At 34.0% G+C, this 18724-nt stretch carries 21 protein-coding genes; 5 read left to right on the top strand and 16 right to left on the bottom strand.

All coding sequences use genetic code 11. From position 1 onward, the window contains the following. Positions 1-39: 39 nt before the first annotated feature. The 9 genes from Q4500_RS12220 to Q4500_RS12180 all read right to left on the bottom strand — a co-directional run bounded on the left by Q4500_RS12220 (position 40) and on the right by Q4500_RS12180 (position 7804). The gene (locus Q4500_RS12220; RefSeq protein ID WP_303599937.1) at positions 40-234 is read right to left on the bottom strand and encodes a DUF6132 family protein; all 195 of its coding nucleotides are present in this window, start codon (positions 232-234) and stop codon (positions 40-42) included. After that, positions 234-374, bottom strand: coding sequence for a hypothetical protein (locus Q4500_RS12215; protein ID WP_170861966.1), 141 nt, complete (start codon positions 372-374; stop codon positions 234-236). Before Q4500_RS12215 ends, Q4500_RS12220 begins: the two co-directional genes overlap by 1 nt. A gap of 55 nt (positions 375-429) precedes the next feature. Then, a complete protein-coding gene (locus Q4500_RS12210; protein WP_303599936.1) occupies positions 430-1884 on the bottom strand; it encodes an NAD(P)/FAD-dependent oxidoreductase in 1455 nt (484 codons plus the stop codon). A gap of 372 nt (positions 1885-2256) precedes the next feature. Beyond that, the gene (locus Q4500_RS12205) at positions 2257-2556 is read right to left on the bottom strand and encodes a hypothetical protein (RefSeq protein WP_303599935.1); all 300 of its coding nucleotides are present in this window, start codon (positions 2554-2556) and stop codon (positions 2257-2259) included. Positions 2557-2571: 15 nt separating this feature from the next. Further along, entirely contained in the window at positions 2572-3645 is a 1074-nt protein-coding gene (gene cydB / locus Q4500_RS12200; protein ID WP_303599934.1) for a cytochrome d ubiquinol oxidase subunit II, read from the bottom strand. Positions 3646-3647: 2 nt separating this feature from the next. Next, positions 3648-4979, bottom strand: a complete 1332-nt coding sequence (locus Q4500_RS12195; RefSeq protein WP_303599933.1) for a cytochrome ubiquinol oxidase subunit I — start codon at positions 4977-4979, stop codon at positions 3648-3650. A 269-nt stretch (positions 4980-5248) separates the two neighbouring features. After that, positions 5249-5728, bottom strand: coding sequence for a Dps family protein (locus Q4500_RS12190; protein ID WP_303599932.1), 480 nt, complete (start codon positions 5726-5728; stop codon positions 5249-5251). Between the two features lie 2 nt (positions 5729-5730). Further along, complete coding sequence (locus tag Q4500_RS12185; RefSeq protein WP_303599931.1) at positions 5731-7071, bottom strand: rhodanese-like domain-containing protein; 1341 nt, start codon at positions 7069-7071, stop codon at positions 5731-5733. Positions 7072-7138: 67 nt separating this feature from the next. Then, positions 7139-7804, bottom strand: coding sequence for a peroxiredoxin (locus Q4500_RS12180; RefSeq protein WP_303599930.1), 666 nt, complete (start codon positions 7802-7804; stop codon positions 7139-7141). 227 nt (positions 7805-8031) lie between these two features. On the opposite strand from Q4500_RS12180, the gene Q4500_RS12175 reads away from it, so the two are divergent. Both Q4500_RS12175 and Q4500_RS12170 read left to right on the top strand, forming a co-directional pair. Continuing rightward, positions 8032-8409, top strand: a complete 378-nt coding sequence (locus tag Q4500_RS12175; protein ID WP_303599929.1) for a hypothetical protein — start codon at positions 8032-8034, stop codon at positions 8407-8409. Between the two features lie 81 nt (positions 8410-8490). Then, a complete protein-coding gene (locus Q4500_RS12170; RefSeq protein WP_303599928.1) occupies positions 8491-10788 on the top strand; it encodes a TonB-dependent receptor in 2298 nt (765 codons plus the stop codon). A gap of 38 nt (positions 10789-10826) precedes the next feature. Here the strand turns inward: Q4500_RS12170 and Q4500_RS12165 are convergent, their stop codons facing one another. Together Q4500_RS12165 and Q4500_RS12160 are read right to left on the bottom strand one after the other, a co-directional pair. Further along, on the bottom strand, positions 10827-11420 hold the full coding sequence (locus tag Q4500_RS12165; RefSeq protein WP_303599927.1) for a bifunctional 2-polyprenyl-6-hydroxyphenol methylase/3-demethylubiquinol 3-O-methyltransferase UbiG: 594 nt from the start codon (positions 11418-11420) through the stop codon (positions 10827-10829). Positions 11421-11430: 10 nt separating this feature from the next. After that, the gene (locus tag Q4500_RS12160; protein WP_303599926.1) at positions 11431-11958 is read right to left on the bottom strand and encodes a DsrE family protein; all 528 of its coding nucleotides are present in this window, start codon (positions 11956-11958) and stop codon (positions 11431-11433) included. A 187-nt stretch (positions 11959-12145) separates the two neighbouring features. Between Q4500_RS12160 and Q4500_RS12155 the strand changes: the two genes are divergently transcribed. Further along, the gene (locus Q4500_RS12155) at positions 12146-13183 is read left to right on the top strand and encodes a c-type cytochrome (protein ID WP_303599925.1); all 1038 of its coding nucleotides are present in this window, start codon (positions 12146-12148) and stop codon (positions 13181-13183) included. Between the two features lie 4 nt (positions 13184-13187). After that, entirely contained in the window at positions 13188-14522 is a 1335-nt protein-coding gene (locus Q4500_RS12150; protein WP_303599924.1) for an OprD family outer membrane porin, read from the top strand. A gap of 41 nt (positions 14523-14563) precedes the next feature. Here the strand turns inward: Q4500_RS12150 and Q4500_RS12145 are convergent, their stop codons facing one another. Together Q4500_RS12145 and Q4500_RS12140 are read right to left on the bottom strand one after the other, a co-directional pair. Beyond that, entirely contained in the window at positions 14564-15874 is a 1311-nt protein-coding gene (locus tag Q4500_RS12145; RefSeq protein WP_303599923.1) for an FAD/NAD(P)-binding oxidoreductase, read from the bottom strand. A gap of 140 nt (positions 15875-16014) precedes the next feature. Next, entirely contained in the window at positions 16015-16221 is a 207-nt protein-coding gene (locus Q4500_RS12140) for a DUF2892 domain-containing protein (protein WP_303599922.1), read from the bottom strand. Positions 16222-16447: 226 nt separating this feature from the next. Here Q4500_RS12140 and Q4500_RS12135 point away from each other — a divergent pair, with 226 nt between their 5' ends. Beyond that, the gene (locus Q4500_RS12135; RefSeq protein WP_303599921.1) at positions 16448-17323 is read left to right on the top strand and encodes a sterol desaturase family protein; all 876 of its coding nucleotides are present in this window, start codon (positions 16448-16450) and stop codon (positions 17321-17323) included. Between the two features lie 32 nt (positions 17324-17355). On the opposite strand, the gene Q4500_RS12130 is transcribed toward Q4500_RS12135, so the two are convergent. From Q4500_RS12130 to Q4500_RS12120, 3 genes are all read right to left on the bottom strand, one after another. Next, on the bottom strand, positions 17356-17625 hold the full coding sequence (locus Q4500_RS12130; protein ID WP_303599920.1) for a cation transporter: 270 nt from the start codon (positions 17623-17625) through the stop codon (positions 17356-17358). A gap of 12 nt (positions 17626-17637) precedes the next feature. Beyond that, positions 17638-18270, bottom strand: a complete 633-nt coding sequence (locus tag Q4500_RS12125; protein WP_303599919.1) for a DUF3365 domain-containing protein — start codon at positions 18268-18270, stop codon at positions 17638-17640. A gap of 95 nt (positions 18271-18365) precedes the next feature. Next, positions 18366-18710, bottom strand: a complete 345-nt coding sequence (locus Q4500_RS12120) for a rhodanese-like domain-containing protein (protein WP_303599918.1) — start codon at positions 18708-18710, stop codon at positions 18366-18368. Positions 18711-18724 lie beyond the last annotated feature (14 nt).

The raw sequence follows: 18724 nt of genomic DNA, 5'->3' as shown, positions 1-18724 counted from the left end.
GCCTTTTACTACCAATTGAAAAATAAATGTGAATTCAGTTTATTTTTCAGGAGATTTAATAAATGTATTAGCAAGTAAACCACCCATTAAGCTACCGTATAATGTGCTATTTAGGGGTTTAGATGTAATTGCACAAGTACCACTTAGACAGCCTATTTCGACATAATATAGGTAACCGGCAATAGCACCGATGACTATGCCTATAGTGGTAATGACAAGTGTTTTCTTATTCATTAATTATTAGCTTTTCTAGTACCGCCATGACCACCGGCAACTACTAACATGATTTTTATACTCAACCAAATGAATTTAAAGAATTGAATTATGGGGTTCATCATATAAAAGCGCTTAGATTTTGATATTCTTTGTGTCATTTTTTTTAGATTTTAAGTATTATTCTTTCAAGTTTTAGAGATGTTGCACTTGAAATTATTCAGGAATTAGCCACCAAAAAGGCTTCATTTTTGCCTTGTAAATAAAAGCATAATGCAACGCTAGTTTTAGCCAGTGACCAGCTAGACCTATTTCTCCAAAGGTTTTACCTAATTTACGACCTTGGGTATCTGGGTATTTGTTGTAGTCAGGTACAATGGGGTAGGTGGTAATACTTACGCCACTACCTTTTGTCATGCCATAACCAGCAGAAGCAATACAAGCAGCACCCATGTTACCTAGAGAACCTTTATGGTGTAAGCCTTTTTTTCCGTTAATAGTATCGATGATATTGTCTGCAACCAGCTTTGCGGTAATACCAGAAGGCATGCCCGTACGCGGTGGCGCAGGAGATATCGAAGTACCATTTTTGCTTACGCGAGGTTTTGAAATTGCATGTGGTGGGGCAAATGCAATACCAGGTGCGAATATGTTTTTGTATGACGGATTTTGATAGGTTTCTGGCCAATCTTGTACGCTCCATTCTTCATATGGTTTAGCGGTATAATCGGCATCGACCAACATAAAACCTTTAAATAGTTTTTCGGTAATGTCTTCATTATTCTTATCAAAGGCTTTAAAACCATGACCAGAAAATGCAGGTATTAACATGGCAAAATCATATGTTTCAGATTTATACTCTCCATCTAATGTTTCATAATGCGCTATACCATCTTCAATTTTATTTACCCCGGCACCAAGAATCCATTTAATTCCGCGGTCTTCAAAAACCATTTCAACCATTTCGCTAGATTTCATAATGTTGTCACCGTAACTAAGTAGCACACCATCCATACCAAAATCGCCCAACTGAAACTCATTGGCAATCCATATTACTTCAGCCTGATCACGTACATTATGCCTTCTAAGTTCTTGTTCTACATTTAAAATATATTCAAAAGCAGCACCTTGGCAAGTAGATTTTGCATGCCCGGTTCCAATTAAAATTTTAGCTTTCTTACCTTGTTTCATTTGTTGAATCAAATCATCTAAAGCATGCCACGCATGCTCTGCATGACTATAGGTACAAACAGAGTAGGCTTTATTAGTGCCAGGGTTTAAACCCTCTGTCATGTCAAAGGCTAATTTTGGTCCGGTGGCATTTATAAGGTAATCATAGGTGATATTTTCAATTTTACCCTTTTCTTCACCGGTAACGTATTTAATCTTTACATACGCACTTTTAGTTTCTGCATCACCTTCTGGGTGAAATGTAGTTACAAGCGCTTGTTTAAAACTTATATTTTTTTTCTTGTATAATGGAGCCAAGGGAAATAGAATTTGGTCAGACTTCATACGACCGATACCTACCCATATATTAGATGGTATCCATTGGTAATTGCTATTTGGTGAAACAACCAGAACTTCATGTTCTTTCGATAGTTTTCTTCGAAGGTGCGCAGCAGCAACATGCCCTGAAATTCCAGCACCTAATATGACTATTTTTGACATTATGACAAGGTTTAAAGTTTACACGAAGTTCACTTTAAACATAGTGCTACACAGCAACATTTGTTACATATAGCACTTTATTTTACTTGGAGATTTTGAGTAAAATGGCGATGATCAATTTATAGTCTAAAATTGATTAATATCATATTTCTATTTCTATATGATGATTAGTTTTGAACTTATTTTCTAAGATAGATTACAAATGAGAGGAAGTTCAAATACACTGATTTATGTTATTGCAGGTATCATCTTGCTTCACTTTATTGTAGGTTTTATTTGGCTTATTTATAAGCTCAACAAGAAAAAAGAAGAGAAAGAATAAATCTGACCTAAACTGAAAAAGTTGGTTCTACAATAAATAGGTTGTGACGTTTAAGATTTATTGAATTTCTGATAGACCTTTTTTGCAATTATAAGACCTAAAACACCGCCAATAGCAGATACTACTAAATTTATGGCTAGGCGAAAACCATCAAAATCTCCATTGTTCATTATAGACCACGGGTTAAAGCCTAAACGACCAAAGGTTTTTATTAATAAGATACTTCCAAAAACACCAATTACAGTATTGCCGGTAAAGCCAAAAGAATACTTCTTTTTAAAATTACCAAAAACGTTAGCGGCAATAATACCTATAAGAATACTGATCAATGATATTAACGTACCTGTCATGATGGTCTCTTTATACTAATGCCCATAATCCATATTGTCGACTTTACCCTTCATCAATCTTTTTTGAATGATCATGTAAATTAATATAAGGAGGAACCCTAAAATACCCCAATAAATGCCCACAGACAACCCGTATTCTGATGCTGCAGTATTATAAATAGTTAACGGTTCATGAGTATCGTTCACTGAAGGTAATATTACAGGGAACAAAGAAGCCAACGACGATGTAATGCCACCAACAATCAATAAAGACGATAGTACAAATGCGTGACTGTCTTTTTTTATTTTTTTGATAAAAAACAATCCTACCAATCCACTTAAGTAAATTAATGGAAATATGAGTAAATATGGTTTGTCACCAAAGTTATCTAATGAATTCGGATTCACTACTTGCCATACAACTAATGAAAAAACGGTAAGAATAGCTAAAATAATATTTAGCTTAAAAATGACCCCTTTAAGCTTCGTGTTTATAGAGGAATTAGTTTTTAAGATAATCCAGTTTGCACCATGTATAGCTAGGGTTACCACAGCTATTAATCCTATAATAATTGTAAACCAATCTATAACTCCAGGGTGCTCGGTCAAAGGGCTAAAGCTACCATCCCATAACGGTAAAAAGAAATAATGTCCTTCGTGAACAGATATTCCATTATCGACACCACCTAGGTTAACACCTCTTACAATATTGCCTAAAGCAATACCAAAGAATAAGGCTAATAGTAAACTAGAAACTCCAAAAGATGTATCCCAGATATCTTTCCACATTTGAAATTTAAACTGACTCCTTAATTCAAGTCCGATAGCTCTAAAGATTATGAGCCATAAAACGAGTATTAATGGCAAATAGAATCCGCTAAAAACAGAAGCGTAAAATGTGGGGAAAGCCATAAAAAGCATCCCACCGGCAGCGACTAACCAAACCTCATTAGAATCCCAGAATAAGCCAGCAGATTTTGCAATTACTTCTTTGTCTTTTTCGGTTTTGGCGAAGAATAAATGAATGATTCCTGTTCCGAAATCATAACCATCTAAAATAAAAAATACAGCTAAAACAACGGCTATTGAAATGTACCAGAATATTTCCATAATTAATGTAATTTAGATTTAGGACCTTCGTTAATAGTTTTACCGACTAAGACTAAAAATAGTAGTCCAAGTAGCATATATAAAGCAACAAAACCTAGTAATGTAAACAAGGTGTTACCAGATGAAACGGTTGGTGAAATACCATCGCTAGTTCTTAATAAGCCATAAACCAAATATGGCTGTCTTCCTAATTCAGCAGTGTACCAACCTGTTAGGTTTGCGATATAAGGAAACGGAACTAGAAACATAATTGTCCAAAGTAGTGGTTTTATATTGTATAATTTTTTACGCCATAATAAAAAGGCAGCCAATGCCATGATACCCATAAACACGGTACCCAAACCAACCATAATATGATACGAATAATATAGGGCAGGTACGTTGTCTGGTAATTCCTCTTTTTCAAATTTATCCATTCCATTAATCTGTTTATCCCAATCTTGATAGGTTAAAAAGCTTAATATGTTTGGTACGGCAATTTTGTTGTCCAATTTTTTTTCAACCATATTAGGTTGTCCTATAAGCACAATTTCGGCACCAGCCTCTTCAGTTTCAAAAATACCTTCCATTGCCGCAAAAGCCGCAGGTTGGTGTTTAGCAACATTTTTAGCATTCCAGTCTCCCGTAGGGAAAGCAACCAAAATACTAGAAATTAAACCAAAAATGACTCCGGTTTTTAAAAACAGCTTACCATGTTCAATTTGCTTATTTCTTAGAATATAAAAGGCACCTATACTTGCTACAACAAACGAAGAAGTAACAACAGAAGCTAGTTGATTATGTAAGAACGCAGGTAAGAGCCACGGGTTGCTAAACAGTGCAGAGAAGTTTTCTAAAACGAATTTACCGTTTTCTAATATTTCGTAACCAACGGGGTGTTGCATCCAAGCATTGGTCGCTAAAATAAACCAACCACTTGCCCAAGACCCTAAGAATACCAGAAAGCCTGTTAAGAGATGGAGTTTTTGCCCCATTAACTTTTCACCAAAAATAAATAGTGCTAAAAAGGAAGATTCTAGAAAGAAAGAAAACATGCCTTCCATAGCTAAGGTCTGACCAATTATACCACCTGTAAGTTCAGAGAATTTTGCCCAGTTGGTACCAAATTGAAATTCCATAGGTATGCCGGTTACGACACCCATGGTAAAATTGATAGCAAAAATTTTCATGAAAAATTTAGCCGAATCATTATATTTTTCAATCTTATTTCTAAGGTATTTCCATTTAAAATAGACTATCATTAAAGATAGGCCCATTGTTAATTGTGGAAATATATAATGGAATGTGATAGTAAAAGCAAATTGCAATCTATCATAAAAAATCATGTCTTCCATAGTCTATATATTTTATAATATGTAGTATGATGACAAAAGTAAACAACACCTGATTTTTAAAGGTAACCAATGTTACATATTTGAAGAAAAACCAAAATAAATAAGAATTTAAATCAAAATATAAGAGCATATAGAATAATGCATTTAAATTCTTATTTGATGCTATGTATTTATGGGCAGAATTCTCCACTCACAAAATTGGGGGCAAAGAAAAATCCCTAGAAATTGAATGAACAAATTCTAGGGATTCAGAGATATCAGCGTTTGACTTAGTCTTTATATGCAGAAAGCATCCAAACTAATTTTTCTTGTTGTGTAATATAATCGCTCATTAGAGAAACGGTACCTTCATCTTCTGCATCGGCAGCAATTTTAAGGGTAGCTCTTTCTTTTTTCAATAAGATACTTAAGCTATCTAAAATATTGTCTACCGCCTTATCGCCATCTACTACATTTTCACTGGCTTTAATTTCAGAATTATCAATATACTTTGTGAACGTATGAATAGGAGTGTTGCTTAGCGTTAACACACGCTCTGCAATTTCATCGACTTTGATTAAAGCGTCATTATACAACTCTTCGAATTTAAGGTGAAGTTCAAAAAACTTCTTCCCTTTAATATTCCAATGAAAACCTCTTAGGTTCATGTAGAACATTTGATAATTAGATAGTAAATCATTTAAATGATTTGCGATATCGTTAGAATCTTTTTTATCTAGACCGATGTTTGATAAATTTGAATTTGCCATAATTATGTATTGTAGTTATTTATTTTTTCGCTTAGGTCGTACACCTGGGTGTTTTTTATTTCTTTTGATACGATACTTGAACCTGCGGCACTTCTATAGCCGCCTGCACAATGTATAACAATTGGTTTGTTTGTCGGAATTTTATCAATAGAATTACGTAATTCATTTAAAGGTATATTAATTGCGTTATCAAAAAAATTACCTTCATTGAATTCACTTTTATTCCTAATGTCTACAATGGTATAATTTTCTTTGTTTTTATCAAAGTCCACGAAATCAAATTCATCTTCCTTTTCGTAAACCTTATCTAACGTTAAAACTGCTTTTACTTGACTTTCGTAGCCTATTTTGGCTATTCGTTCAAGTATAACTTGTCTATCTGTTATACTATCTACGACCATATAGAACGGTTCTTTAGGCTCAACAATAGACCCTAACCAAGTTTCAATTTTATCATCAATATTTCTTGCCATAATATTAATGGAATTTGGCAAGTGATTTTTCTTGAATTCAGCCTCATCTCTGGTATCTATAACCAAAATATTCTTTTCAATTTTAAAAGCTCCAATTTTTAAAGGTATCTGAGAAATAGTACTCATAAAATTTTCAGCACCTGTTTTATTAATAGCCACATCATAGCCAAAATACGATGGTATAAATGGCTGATCCTGCAGAATATGCGTTACAAATTCATCTTTGGTTAAGTTTTTAAAAGCCCAATTACCAATACGTTGATTACCTAAGGTGCTAGAAGAATCACTACTCATATTTTTACCACAAAGTGAACCAGCACCATGCGCCGGATAAACTAAAGTGTCATCAGGTAAATGATTGAATTTGGTTTGCATCGTACTAAACATGGCTTCAGCAAGTTGCTCTCGTTTTGCTTTCATGTTACCAGCTTTCTCTCTTAAATCTGGTCTACCCACATCACCTATGAATAAAGTGTCGCCTGTAAATATGGCTTGTTTAGCATTTTTATCTTTTGCTACAATAGTAATTCCGTCAGGTGAATGTCCGGGAGTATTAATTGCCGTGAAGGTTACCTCATTCATTTTAAAAGTAGCGCCATCGTCAAATGTTTTATGTGGATAATCAGCACCTACTAACTCACTCACATAAATTATGGCTTCAGTTTCCTTATGAATTTCTAAATGTCCACTAACGAAATCGGCATGAGGATGCGTCTCGAAAATGGCAACAATTTTAGCATCGTTTTCCTCAGCAAATTTATAATACGGTTCTGGATCTCTAGATGGATCCACTAAAGCCATTTCATTACCACTTAAAATCGCGTATGAATAATGAGCCAACGGTTTATCTTCAAATTGTTTAATTATCATAAGAACAGTTTTTAACGATTAAAAAAGAATCGGTTTTGAAAACTGTTCAAAACCGATTTCTATATAATTATAAAGATTTTTTGGCAAGGTACCAATCAACTTTTTCTAAAGTATCATCTTCTAATCGAGCGTTAAGCTCATCTAATGTTTTTGGTGGAGATACAATAACCTTGTCACCTCTTTTCCAATCTAAAGGCATAGCAACTTTATACTTGTCAGAAGTTTGTAAAGCATCTAAAGCACGAAGTATTTCATCCATATTTCTACCTACGTTTAATGGATAATACATTACCAATCTTATTTTTTTCTTGGGATCGATAAAAAATACCGCTCTTACTGCTGCAGTTTCACTTTCGTTAGGTTGTAACATTCCGTAAGCTTTAGAGACCTTCATGTCAAGATCTGCAATAATTGGGAAATCGAAATAAACACCTGTATTTTCTCTTACGTTCTGTACCCATCCTAAGTGTGCATGAACACTATCTATACTTAAACCTAAAAGTTCAGTATTAAGTTCATCAAACTCACTTTTACGCGATGCAAAACCGCTCATTTCTGTTGTACAAACCGGAGTGAAATCTGCAGGATGCGAAAACATAACAATCCATTTGTCTTTCGCAAAATCAGACATTTTAATTTTACCCTTGGTTGTCACAGCTTCAAAATCTGGTGCTATATCACCAATTCTAGGCATTGAAATCACTTGTTCTTGTATATTATTTTCGTTATTCATAATAAATATAATTTATAGTTTTATAATTCTTGATAAAATTAAATTATCAAACAGAATTGTAATGTAACCTTGGTTACACATATAAATTTTTAACATTTTTTTACAAATACAATCAAGCATTACCTTATAGTATAGCTCTGGTAAATAAAAATTAGTACAGTAAAGTTTAAGTTGGTAATGTGACTAATGTCACATTAAAAACCAATTAGGGCACTTAATTTTGCGGCATGAAGTTGTCAAGCTTTACGATAGCAATATTGTTTACATTCATTTCTTTGGCAAGTAGTCTTAAGACTGCCAGCGTTATGGGCTATTATGCTATGTTTACAAATGATTTTGTAGAACGTTTTTGCGAGAATAAGGACCGACCAGAATTAAAATGTGATGGTAAATGTGCTTTATCCCAAATGTTATCTCAGAAAGCTGATGATGAAAAGACGCCCATTAATTTAGATTTGCTTAAAAACGAAATAGTATTATTTATAGGATTGTTGACTACATACACGTTTGTACAACAACCTAGAAAAGTGCTGCATAATGTAGTGTATCGTGTTCTTTACGATTTTCATTTTTTTGAGCGTATCAAGCATCCACCAGAAGTTTAAATTTTGTATTTCAATCTAATGTGTCTACCACCTAATTAATAGGTAGTTGGATAGTATTTCAATTATTTAAAAATTTAAACAATGAACCTAAAATATCTTTGGGTGCTTGCGATATTATTATCGACACCCTTATTATACGCACAAAATTTATCAGGAAAAATCATCTCTGAAATTGACCTACAACCACTTGATGGTGCTCACATTTTAGCTAGTAACGGATTAGCAACATATACTAATTTTGATGGTGATTTTGTTCTGAAAAATGTTGAAGAAAATGTGATATTGACCATATCTTATGTTGGATATAAAACCATACAACAGCAAGTACTTGACATTAATACTCCAATAGTAATCACTTTACAAGAAGCGCCCATTGACATAATTGGAGTTTTAGTGACAGGAAATATGAAAATTGATCCTGTACTTACCATAGAGACCAATGATTATGTCAAGAGAATAGTTCAGCCTAGAAATGTAGCCGATTTATTTAATGATGTTAATGGTTTTTCGTTGATTAAAAGAGGTAATTATGCAATTGATCCTAGTTTTAGAGCAACGCAATATGAGCAGTTAAATGTGCAGTTTGATGGTGGTACAAAAGCTATGAATGCTTGCCCCAATCGTATGGATCCCATTACTATCCATGTGATACCAGAGGAAATTGAAAAAATTGAAATTATAAAAGGACCATACTCCGTTAGATATGGTGCTACTTTTGGTGGTATCGTTAACATGGTTACTCAAAAACCAACGGTAGAAGATTATGGTCTTCATGGTAGTGTAAGTGGTGGCTATGAAAGTAATGGTAATTCTATGGTCTCCAAGGCAAGATTACAACAGGCAACTGAGAAATATGACGTAGCAGGTAATATTGGTTTTCGTGATTTTGGTAATTATGAAGATGGTGACGGTACAGAAATTCCGTCTTCTTTTAGAAGCTTGGATTATGGCATAAAAGCAGGTTTCAATTTTACTGAAAATCAAAGACTACAAGCACATTGGCGACAGTCTTTCGGGCGCGATGTTTTGCACGCAGGTTTACCTATGGATACCGAAGAAGACAACAGTAGTATTCTCTCTTTAGATTATAAATTAGGGAGTATGCCAGGTCTTGTTGAAAGCATAGATTCTAAAATTTATTATAGCTATGTAGATCATATAATGACTAATTACAATAGACCAACCTTTATGATGACATCTGCCATTTCTGCAATTGACGCTACTACGGCAGGTGGTAAAGTAGAATTAAAATTAAAACCAACAGACAATCTAGCCCTATTTACAGGTGTTGATGTTTTGCATATTGCACGAGATGGCAATAGAACACGATTAGTGAAAAGCAATGCTATGGGTGTTTTAGATACACCCTTAACATTTGAAGATAAGGTGTGGCAAGATTCATATATAAATGATATTGGATTATTTGCAGAAAGTAAATACCCCTTAACAGAAAAAACAATGTTAACTGCAGGTGTACGTTATGACAATGTTACTTCTGAAGCTAAAGATCCAGAAGCTGATTTTACTGCTTTATACACTGATTTAGATAAAAGAACGGAACATAATTTTAGTGGTACAGCTTCAATTAAATATGTGTATTCTCCACAATTTATTATGGAAGTGGCTTATGGTCGTGGTGTTAGATCAGCAAATATGATAGAACGTTTTATTAATCATTTCAGCGTAGGTCAAGACGCGTATGAATATGTTGGTAATCCTAACTTGGATGCAGAAGTAAATAATCAATTTGAGGTAGGGTTTAAAGGGAAGATGCCTATTTCAGAAAACACTTCAGATATGTTTAGTTATAGTACATCTTTCTATTACTCGCTTTACGAAAATTATATTGTCGCTATCATAGATGAAACACAGACCAGAAAATTCATGCCAATGAATGAACCCTCTAATGCTAAAGTTTTTAGAAATTTAGATGATGCGTACAAGACAGGTTTTGAAATTATGGCTGGTGTAGACTTCTGTACTAATTTTAACTTTACAACTGAACTTGCTTATGTATATGCTAAGAATAATGACTTAAATGAGTCATTACCCTTGGTACCACCTTTAGTTACAAGATTTAAATTGGGCTATGAAAAAGAAAAGTTTTGGGTGAATGCAGAATATAGGCTCACTGCCGAGCAAGATAATATTGCGTATTCTTTTGGTGAGCAGGTTACACCAGGTTATGAAATAATGGATTTACGTTTAGGTGTAATACCAATGAAGAACCTAACCTTAGGTGTTGCGGCATTAAATGTTTTTGATAAAACGTATAGTAATCACCTCAATTTTGCATTTAATAATCAGGCTGAATTTGGAACAGAGCCCATCAATGATCCAGGAAGAAATCTATCGGTTTTTGTTCAATATGAATTTTAATAGATGAATATAAAAAAGGGACCAAATGTGGTCCCTTTTTATATTTTAGTGCCGGTAAAATCAATAACCGAAGCATTGCCAATATGGTATAGTCCTTCGTTCAATTCTATTTCCTTTTCTTCTAAAATTTTAAAATTTATTTCAAGAAATTCATCTTCCACTTCATCAATATTATAGAGCATGTCTATATTTTTTGGTCCGCCAGAAGGTTTTCCAAGTTGATTTTTAGAGAACGCCTCAAAAATGATATGTCCGTTTGGTTTTAATGATTTTAAAAGATGTTGGTTTGCTTTCTTTCTAATAGCTGCAGGAAAATGCGCATAACAGAAGGCGATTACATCAAACTTTTTAGTAACATTAAATTTAAGGGAATCAATTACTTGATAATCCAAGTTCAAATTATAAGTAGCAGCTAGTTTTTTAGCTTTAACCATTGCAGATTCGCTAAAGTCTAAAGCCAATACTTCCCAACCTTTAGATAGTGCATAGACGGCATTTCTGCCTTCGCCTTCAGCAGGCAGCAAAATAGAACCTACTTCTAATTTATCTAGCTGTTGTTTAAAGAAATCATTTGGCGAGCTTCCGTAGGCATAACTTTCTTCATCATAACGCTCGTTCCAAAAATCTTTCATAGGTAATTATTTATGGCATAAAAGTATACCCATCCATTTGGTAATTGGCAAGTACCATCATTGCAGATAGTCCTAATTCTGTATTCGGGTTCAAATCTGCAGCGGTAATATCTCTAGCAGCGGTAGCTTGTGCGCACACATAAAATTCTACCCCGTAATCCTTTAATAATTTTATTACGGCTTCATTTGGATTTTCCTTTTCGTATTTAGCCTTGTATTTCGCTTCGTTTAAGGCAGTAAAAGTAGCTCCACCATGTACAGCAGCGATTATATTTACTTTATCGGCAGAAACACCACCAGCACCAAGCATATTTATCATTCTAGCAATTTTAAAATAACCAACATTAATACCATCTAACTCACGTTCATCTTTAAGATCAAATACAAGATTATATTCTTTGTTAGGGTCTGCCTGAACGGCAACATCCTTAAATTCTTTTATCTTCCCATAACCATCAATAATGGGTGTGGTCCAATCTTGTGCGGTTGTCATTTTTGCTGCCATAAGTACTATTGCAATTAGAAGTGCTTTTTTCATGTGTTCGTCAATTTAAAAAAAGAATATAATTTGGTTAAAATAAAATGTTGATTACTACTAATGTCCGCTATTTTTGATTGGAATAAAAGTAAGTTAAAGTATTTAACGTTACTGTAACTAGGGTTACAGTAATAATCATGTGTAAATTATAGTTTCGTTATTTAAATTAGCTTAAGATTACAGTTCTATGAAAGATTTACGTGTATTTGCGAAATTACTTTTTAAGCTATTTATAATAATCTTCGTTTTAGTCAGTCTTGTCTTTATATGGTTGTTAACCTATGAACCAAGCACTGAAAATGATGTGATTATTGAAGCTGAAGAAATAGTAGCTAACGATGATTGGCAACCTAAAGATGCCATGGCAGAATTGACTACTATGTCTGCGACAGTGAAACAGGGGTATTACCTTATTGCAGAAACCTCAAAGTATATGGGACCGAATGCAGCGCGTGCCGAAGATAGATATAGTGGAAATAATTTGGCTTGTGCCAACTGTCATTTACAAAAAGGGGCACAGGCGGGCTCTGGTTCTTGGGTAGGTATTATTGAACGATTTCCACAGTTTGGTGATCGAGGTAATAAAGTAGGTACTATTGAAGATAGAATAAATGGGTGTATGGAGCGTAGTATGAACGGCAAAATGCTTCCTGTAGATTCTGACCAAATGAAAGCGATTGTGGCATATATGAATTGGATGAGCGAAGATGTACCCGACAATAGAAAGGCAGAGTTTAAAGGATATCCAAAAATAAAGATACCTGCTGTAGCGGTAGATCTAGAAAAGGGAAGTCAGGTATATGAAAAAGAGTGTATCATCTGTCATGGTGAAAATGGAGCGGGAGTTCTAAATGCGGTCGATGGTAAAAGCTACACCTATCCGCCACTTTGGGGTCCGGATAGTTTTAACGATGGTGCAGGTATGAATAGGGTGATTACATCTGCGGAATTTATTAAAAGTAACATGCCATATTTACAAGCCACTTGGGATAACCCCAAACTAACTGATGAAGAAGCGTATCATGTAGCTGGATATATCAATAGTTTTTCTAGACCGCACAAATTAAATACAGAAAACGATTATCCTGATAAGAAGTTAAAACCGGTTTCTACGCCTTATGGTCCGTGGGTAGACGATTTTTCTCCAGAGCAGCACAAATACGGACCTTTTTTACCGATAATGGACTTTTACAAAAAGGAATACGGAATTACCAAAACAAAGTAACCCCATGCGATTAGTATATCTGTTCATTTTTTGTTTGCCTATTTTTTCTATGGCACAAGATACTGTAGCGGTAAAGAAAAAAGGAACCCTATCTGGGCAATGGCGAACGTATTACATGATGACGTCAAATAAAGGGGAATTAAAAGACTTTAATGCTTTAGCGACAGGAGGTAAATTAAAGTACCGGTATAATCTACTAGAAAACTTAGAAATAGGTGCAGCACTATATAATTCTACCAATTTAGGATTACAAGATTTAACCATACCAGATGCAACAACCGGAAGAATTAGTAGATACGAGGAAGGACTTTTTGATAGGATAGATTTAGAAAATGATGCCATCTTTTTACTTGGTGAGCTTTATGCTAAATACACCTTAAAGAATCATGCATTTACGTTGGGTAGAATAAAAATCAATACGCCCTTAATTAATCCTGAGGATGGTAGAATGATACCCACTTTAGTTCAAGGGTTTTGGTATAAATACAATAAACAAAAGACATCGTTTCAGCTTGGAATATTAAATGAAATAGCACCACGCTCCACGGGAGAGTTTTATGGTATTGGTGAAAGTATAGGTACATATCCAGTGGGTAGAAATAAGCTTGGTAGTGCATCTCAATATACAGACAATACGGTATCTGATTATATTTTATTGGCAAATGTCGATTTTGAAGTAACTGACGATTTTAATGTGAAAATATGGAACCAATATGTAGACAATATATTCAATTCGTTCTATATAAAACCTGCTTATAAAATATCTAAATCGTTGACGTTAGAAGGGGAGTGGTTACATCAAAATAAGGTGGGTGATGGTGGTAGCAGTGTAGACTCACTTCGCTATTATAATCAGAAAACTGCAGATGTTTTAGGGTTGAAAATTGGGTATAAAAATAAAGTAGGACTAGTTTCTTTGGCATATAATAGAATACTACCGCACGGTCAACTTATATCGCCAAGAGAATGGGGTAGAGAAGATTTATTCAGTTTTCAAAAGCGAGAACGTAGCGAAGGTTCAGCAGACAATCATGCATTAGTATTCAATTATAAAAAAGACTTTACCCTATTTAAAGATCTAAATCTTATGTCGATCTTAAGTATCGGTAAGCATTGGAAACCAGATCCAACCGATACTACTTTAAATAAGTATGCTATGCCAGATTATACGCATATTAATCTTGATATTTTCTTCAATATTAAAAAGTTAAAGCGTTTAAGACCAGAGCTGTTGTTGACCTCTAAAATAGGTAATGGTGATATACCGGACAATGCCAATCTCTATTTTAATAAGGTAGATATGTTTCACCTAGATGTCATTCTTAATTATAATTTCTAAAGGGCATAAAAAAATCTCTGTGTAAACAGAGATTTTTAAAATTAAACATCTTGACCTTTCATCATTTTGTTCCAGTATAAGTAGGGTAGTCCGTATTTTTTAAGCATCCATAATCTCCAGTGCTCTTTAGAAGAATCATTTATGAGCATTCTTTTCAATTTAGGATCTGGCGTAAAGTTATTGTCATAATCAAATTCTGCCAACACCATTTTTCCATAGTCCGTTACCAATGGGCAAGAAGAATATCCGTTATAAGATTTAGTTCCCATTTTATGACTATTCATTAAAAGATTTAAGTTATCAACAACAATAGGCACCTGCTTACGAATTGCGGCTCCGGTTTTAGCAGTAGGTAAGGCAGCGACATCTCCTAAGCCAAAGATATTGGCATAGGTATTATGTTGCATAGTTTGATGGTTAACATCTAACCAACCCGCAGCGTTGACTAAAGTCGAATCTTTTACAAATTTAGGAGCTACAGAAGGTGGGGCGGTATGCATCATATCATAATGAATTCCATAACGGTTGCCATCAACGCTAACTTTTACGTCCTTATAATTATATTGAAATTTTTCGTCTAATTTTAAGTCATCGACCTTGTTGCTAGAGATAACCACACAACCACCAGCGGTAATTTCTTGCCCCATTTCATACCAGGCAATTTGTTTATCACCATCGACAGCCACAAGTTTATGATGAAACCTAAGGTTAATATCCTTACGGTCAACTACCTCCATTAAGGTTTTAGCTATTTTCTTTACACCAAAAATAACCGTACCACCAGTAGCGAAAATGACATCTGTTTTTTTACGGATTCCACTTTTTCTAAAATGACTTTCTGCCAAGTACATTATTTTTTGTGGTGCTCCACCACATTTAATAGGGGTTGTAGGTTGCGTAAAAAGTGCGGTACCACCCTTGAAGTTTTTAATAACATCCCAAGTATGTTTAGGGTCTGTATAATTACTACATACAACACCTTTATCTATAGCTTCACCTAAGCCAGGCACTAAGCTGAAATCATATGCAAGACCTGGTGCAACTACTAAGTAATCATATGTAATATCCCCTTTTGAGGCAGTGTGTACGATATTATTTTCGGGGTCGAAACCTGTTGCCTTATCTTTTATCCAAGTAGCATTTTTTGGAATAACCGATGACATTGGGCGGGCAGTTTTGTCAAAGTCATAGGTACCGGCACCTACTAGAGTCCATGCAGGTTGATAATAATGCGTATCTGCGGGTTCAATAATTGCAACGTCTTTTGCTTTCTTTTGAGTAAGAAGCTGTGCTGCTACCATGATACCTGCAGTACCTCCCCCAATAATTAATACCTGATGATGTGAACTCATTTTGCTGTTATTTTTATGAATTTGATAAATATAACAGATGCAAAATAGATATTATGTAACAAATGTTACATAACATTACCAAAACGCAAATTAGTCGTCTATTTCTTTAAGTAAATTATTTTAGGGTAATTAAGGTAACCTTACTTTTTAATTTTACAGGTATTAGCGCCAAAAAGTGTATACAAAGGGCAAAAACTAACAAAAGAAGTTAAGATGAAAATAGCTGCTATTGCTAATGCTATATAACCCAAAACACCTGTTAAGGCATCTGTGAAAAATGCAATCAAAAGTATTGCGGCAATGATAAATCTTATGAATTTGTCTGTGGTTCCCATATTCTTTTTCATGATACTAGTTTTTAAATGTTATTTGTAATGTTGACACTATATAGTAGACATACTCAATAGTTATAGTACTTGATATATCTTATACTTTACCAAAGTACTATAAACTAAGAAATTGACATATGACATTGGTCAGCTCAAAACTAATGGCTGACCGTGGTTTTTAAAGTAACTTTTGTTACAGCAAGGCCATAATTATTACATTATTTTTGCAAAAAGCGTTAGAGGAATGGAAGCATATATAGATGCGTTTTTAAATGCGATAACAGGAACTTTAAGTTGGACATGGAAATCAATCATTTTTCAAGTGCCCTGGTATCTTAATTACTTTTGGGGCTTAATTTCTATATCGCTTATAGTTTGGCTTTTAGAAATTATTTTTCCTTGGAGAAAACAACAAGGGGTGTTTAGAAAAGACTTTTGGTTAGACGGTTTTTATATGTTCTTCAACTTCTTTCTATTTGCCATTGCCATAAGTGGTATTTATAAATTACTACAAGTGTTTTTTACTGATATAGGTGTAAAAGCAAATAGTTTGGCATTAATAGATATTTCTGGTTGGCCAATGTGGGGACAGTTGTTATTGTTCTTTATAGTGTTGGATTTTGTGCAATGGTTTACACATACATTATTACACAAGTATGCCTTTCTTTGGAAGTTTCATCAAGTACACCATAGTGTAAAAGAAATGGGCTTTGCAGCTCATTTACGTTACCATTGGATGGAGAATATTCTATACAAACCATTAAAGACTTTCGGTGTAATGATTCTTGGAGGTTTTGAGCCAGAACAAGCCTATATCGTTCATTTTGCCGCTATAGCAATTGGTCATTTAAACCATTCTAATATTAAAATTACATGGGGATCTTTGAAGTATATTTTAAATAACCCTGTTATGCACTTATACCATCACGCATATGATTTGCCGGAGGGCACTTACGGTGTAAATTTCGGAATCAGCTTAAGCCTGTGGGATTATATATTTAAAACGAACTATATACCGGAAGACAGCGGAGATGTTAAATTAGGTTACCCAGGAGATGAGAATTTACCGCAAGACTTTTTAGGACAGATGACTCATGGGTTTAAAACAAAGAAGAAGTAATACGTAATTACTTCTTCTTTATATTTTTAAAATTAGTCAGATAGTTTACCTGTGGCGCAACTTACAAAGGACTTCGCTTTTGAAAGTACCGAATTCTCTTGGTCTAGACTTGGATAGCCAATAGCCTTTAATTTAGTTTTTGCAGTAGCTATATCTTCTTGCTTTAAAGCATCAAAAGAAACTGATGATGATTCTACTGATACTGATACATTGGTTATGGTAGGTATCTCTTCTAATTTAGAAATAATTGTTTTGGCACAGCCACCACATTTTAAATTTTGAATAGGAATTACTGATGTCATATCTTATTTATTTTATTTGTCTTTAAAACTTATACTCCAAATGCCTCTAACCTCATTTTCTTTATAGCCTATAGCTTCGTCATATGGGTATTTATCGGTCAAAAGTTGTGTAACCTTTGGGTCGATATTTGTTTCTGGTACACCATGGCAATTTAGGCACATGGTATTAGTAACTATAGGGGAATAGAAATTAGTAATTCCATTCTCATTCGTTAGTATAGGTTCATAAGACTCGTTGTTATTAATTTTTGATTTAAAAATCTCAATATATTCAAGCTCTTTTTTACTTGCTTTATTATTTTGATTTCTAGGTTTATCGCTTACCCTTTTAATTTTAGCATTATGAACAATTGCCATACTATCTGTTAGAGGATATGCCTTTTCATTACAAAACGCTACAGCACCTAATGGACCATTTTTTTGAATGTTGAGCATAAGATTCTTACCTAAAACTTTTTGGGTAGTTTGGGCATACATTTTACCTTTTTCTAAAAGTAGACTATCGTTTATGTTAGTATCTATTTCTGGTGTGCCAATGCTCAAAGATGTACTGTCAGAATTGTCTAAAACTTCTTGTTTTACCTTTGGAGAATCTTTACAACTGAATGCAAAAACAATCGCTAATATTAAAAAGATATTTTTCATAAGTATGACATTTAAACTATGTTGATTGCCTTTAAATTATACTACCCTTAGTAGATAAACTACCAAAAGCTACCTATTAAAGATAGCTTTTGATTTTAATTCCAAGAAGTATAACCTCCTTTAAGATCATATACTTGTGTAAAGCCCATTTTTAATAGTTTACGAGCTGCTTTTTGGCTTCTTGCACCTGATCTACAATATACAAATACCGGTTTTTCTTTATTTACTTTTTCAAAATAAGCGTTAAAGTTCCCACCGTTAAAAAAATCGACGTTTATAGCGTTTTTAATGTGACCACTGTTATATTCAGACGGTGTTCTAACATCAAAAGGTTTGATATTGTTAGCTACAATTTGCGTGGCATATTCGTTCTTGTTAAGTATAGTGATATTACCTGCGGTTTCTTCCTTTTTACCAAAGAGTGTACTTAAAAATGACATAGTATTTTATTTAA

Source organism: Maribacter sp. 1_MG-2023, from assembly GCF_030547005.1.
Classification (GTDB): domain Bacteria; phylum Bacteroidota; class Bacteroidia; order Flavobacteriales; family Flavobacteriaceae; genus Maribacter.
Note: the sequence above shows the minus strand (reverse complement) of the source record. Positions and strands in the feature narration are given on the sequence as shown.

Coding starts and splice junctions, on each gene's coding strand:
- Q4500_RS12210 (WP_303599936.1), bottom strand. CDS start 1,884: ATGTCAAAAATAGTCATATTAGGTGCTGGAATTTCAGGGCATGTTGCT.
- Q4500_RS12170 (WP_303599928.1), top strand. CDS start 8,491: ATGAACCTAAAATATCTTTGGGTGCTTGCGATATTATTATCGACACCC.
- Q4500_RS12125 (WP_303599919.1), bottom strand. CDS start 18,270: ATGAAAAATATCTTTTTAATATTAGCGATTGTTTTTGCATTCAGTTGT.
- Q4500_RS12155 (WP_303599925.1), top strand. CDS start 12,146: ATGAAAGATTTACGTGTATTTGCGAAATTACTTTTTAAGCTATTTATA.
- Q4500_RS12160 (WP_303599926.1), bottom strand. CDS start 11,958: ATGAAAAAAGCACTTCTAATTGCAATAGTACTTATGGCAGCAAAAATG.
- Q4500_RS12120 (WP_303599918.1), bottom strand. CDS start 18,710: ATGTCATTTTTAAGTACACTCTTTGGTAAAAAGGAAGAAACCGCAGGT.
- Q4500_RS12195 (WP_303599933.1), bottom strand. CDS start 4,979: ATGGAAGACATGATTTTTTATGATAGATTGCAATTTGCTTTTACTATC.
- Q4500_RS12145 (WP_303599923.1), bottom strand. CDS start 15,874: ATGAGTTCACATCATCAGGTATTAATTATTGGGGGAGGTACTGCAGGT.
- cydB (WP_303599934.1), bottom strand. CDS start 3,645: ATGGAAATATTCTGGTACATTTCAATAGCCGTTGTTTTAGCTGTATTT.
- Q4500_RS12130 (WP_303599920.1), bottom strand. CDS start 17,625: ATGACATCAGTAATTCCTATTCAAAATTTAAAATGTGGTGGCTGTGCC.
- Q4500_RS12205 (WP_303599935.1), bottom strand. CDS start 2,556: ATGACAGGTACGTTAATATCATTGATCAGTATTCTTATAGGTATTATT.
- Q4500_RS12135 (WP_303599921.1), top strand. CDS start 16,448: ATGGAAGCATATATAGATGCGTTTTTAAATGCGATAACAGGAACTTTA.
- Q4500_RS12215 (WP_170861966.1), bottom strand. CDS start 374: ATGACACAAAGAATATCAAAATCTAAGCGCTTTTATATGATGAACCCC.
- Q4500_RS12220 (WP_303599937.1), bottom strand. CDS start 234: ATGAATAAGAAAACACTTGTCATTACCACTATAGGCATAGTCATCGGT.
- Q4500_RS12150 (WP_303599924.1), top strand. CDS start 13,188: ATGCGATTAGTATATCTGTTCATTTTTTGTTTGCCTATTTTTTCTATG.
- Q4500_RS12140 (WP_303599922.1), bottom strand. CDS start 16,221: ATGAAAAAGAATATGGGAACCACAGACAAATTCATAAGATTTATCATT.
- Q4500_RS12175 (WP_303599929.1), top strand. CDS start 8,032: ATGAAGTTGTCAAGCTTTACGATAGCAATATTGTTTACATTCATTTCT.
- Q4500_RS12180 (WP_303599930.1), bottom strand. CDS start 7,804: ATGAATAACGAAAATAATATACAAGAACAAGTGATTTCAATGCCTAGA.
- Q4500_RS12190 (WP_303599932.1), bottom strand. CDS start 5,728: ATGGCAAATTCAAATTTATCAAACATCGGTCTAGATAAAAAAGATTCT.
- Q4500_RS12165 (WP_303599927.1), bottom strand. CDS start 11,420: ATGAAAGATTTTTGGAACGAGCGTTATGATGAAGAAAGTTATGCCTAC.
- Q4500_RS12185 (WP_303599931.1), bottom strand. CDS start 7,071: ATGATAATTAAACAATTTGAAGATAAACCGTTGGCTCATTATTCATAC.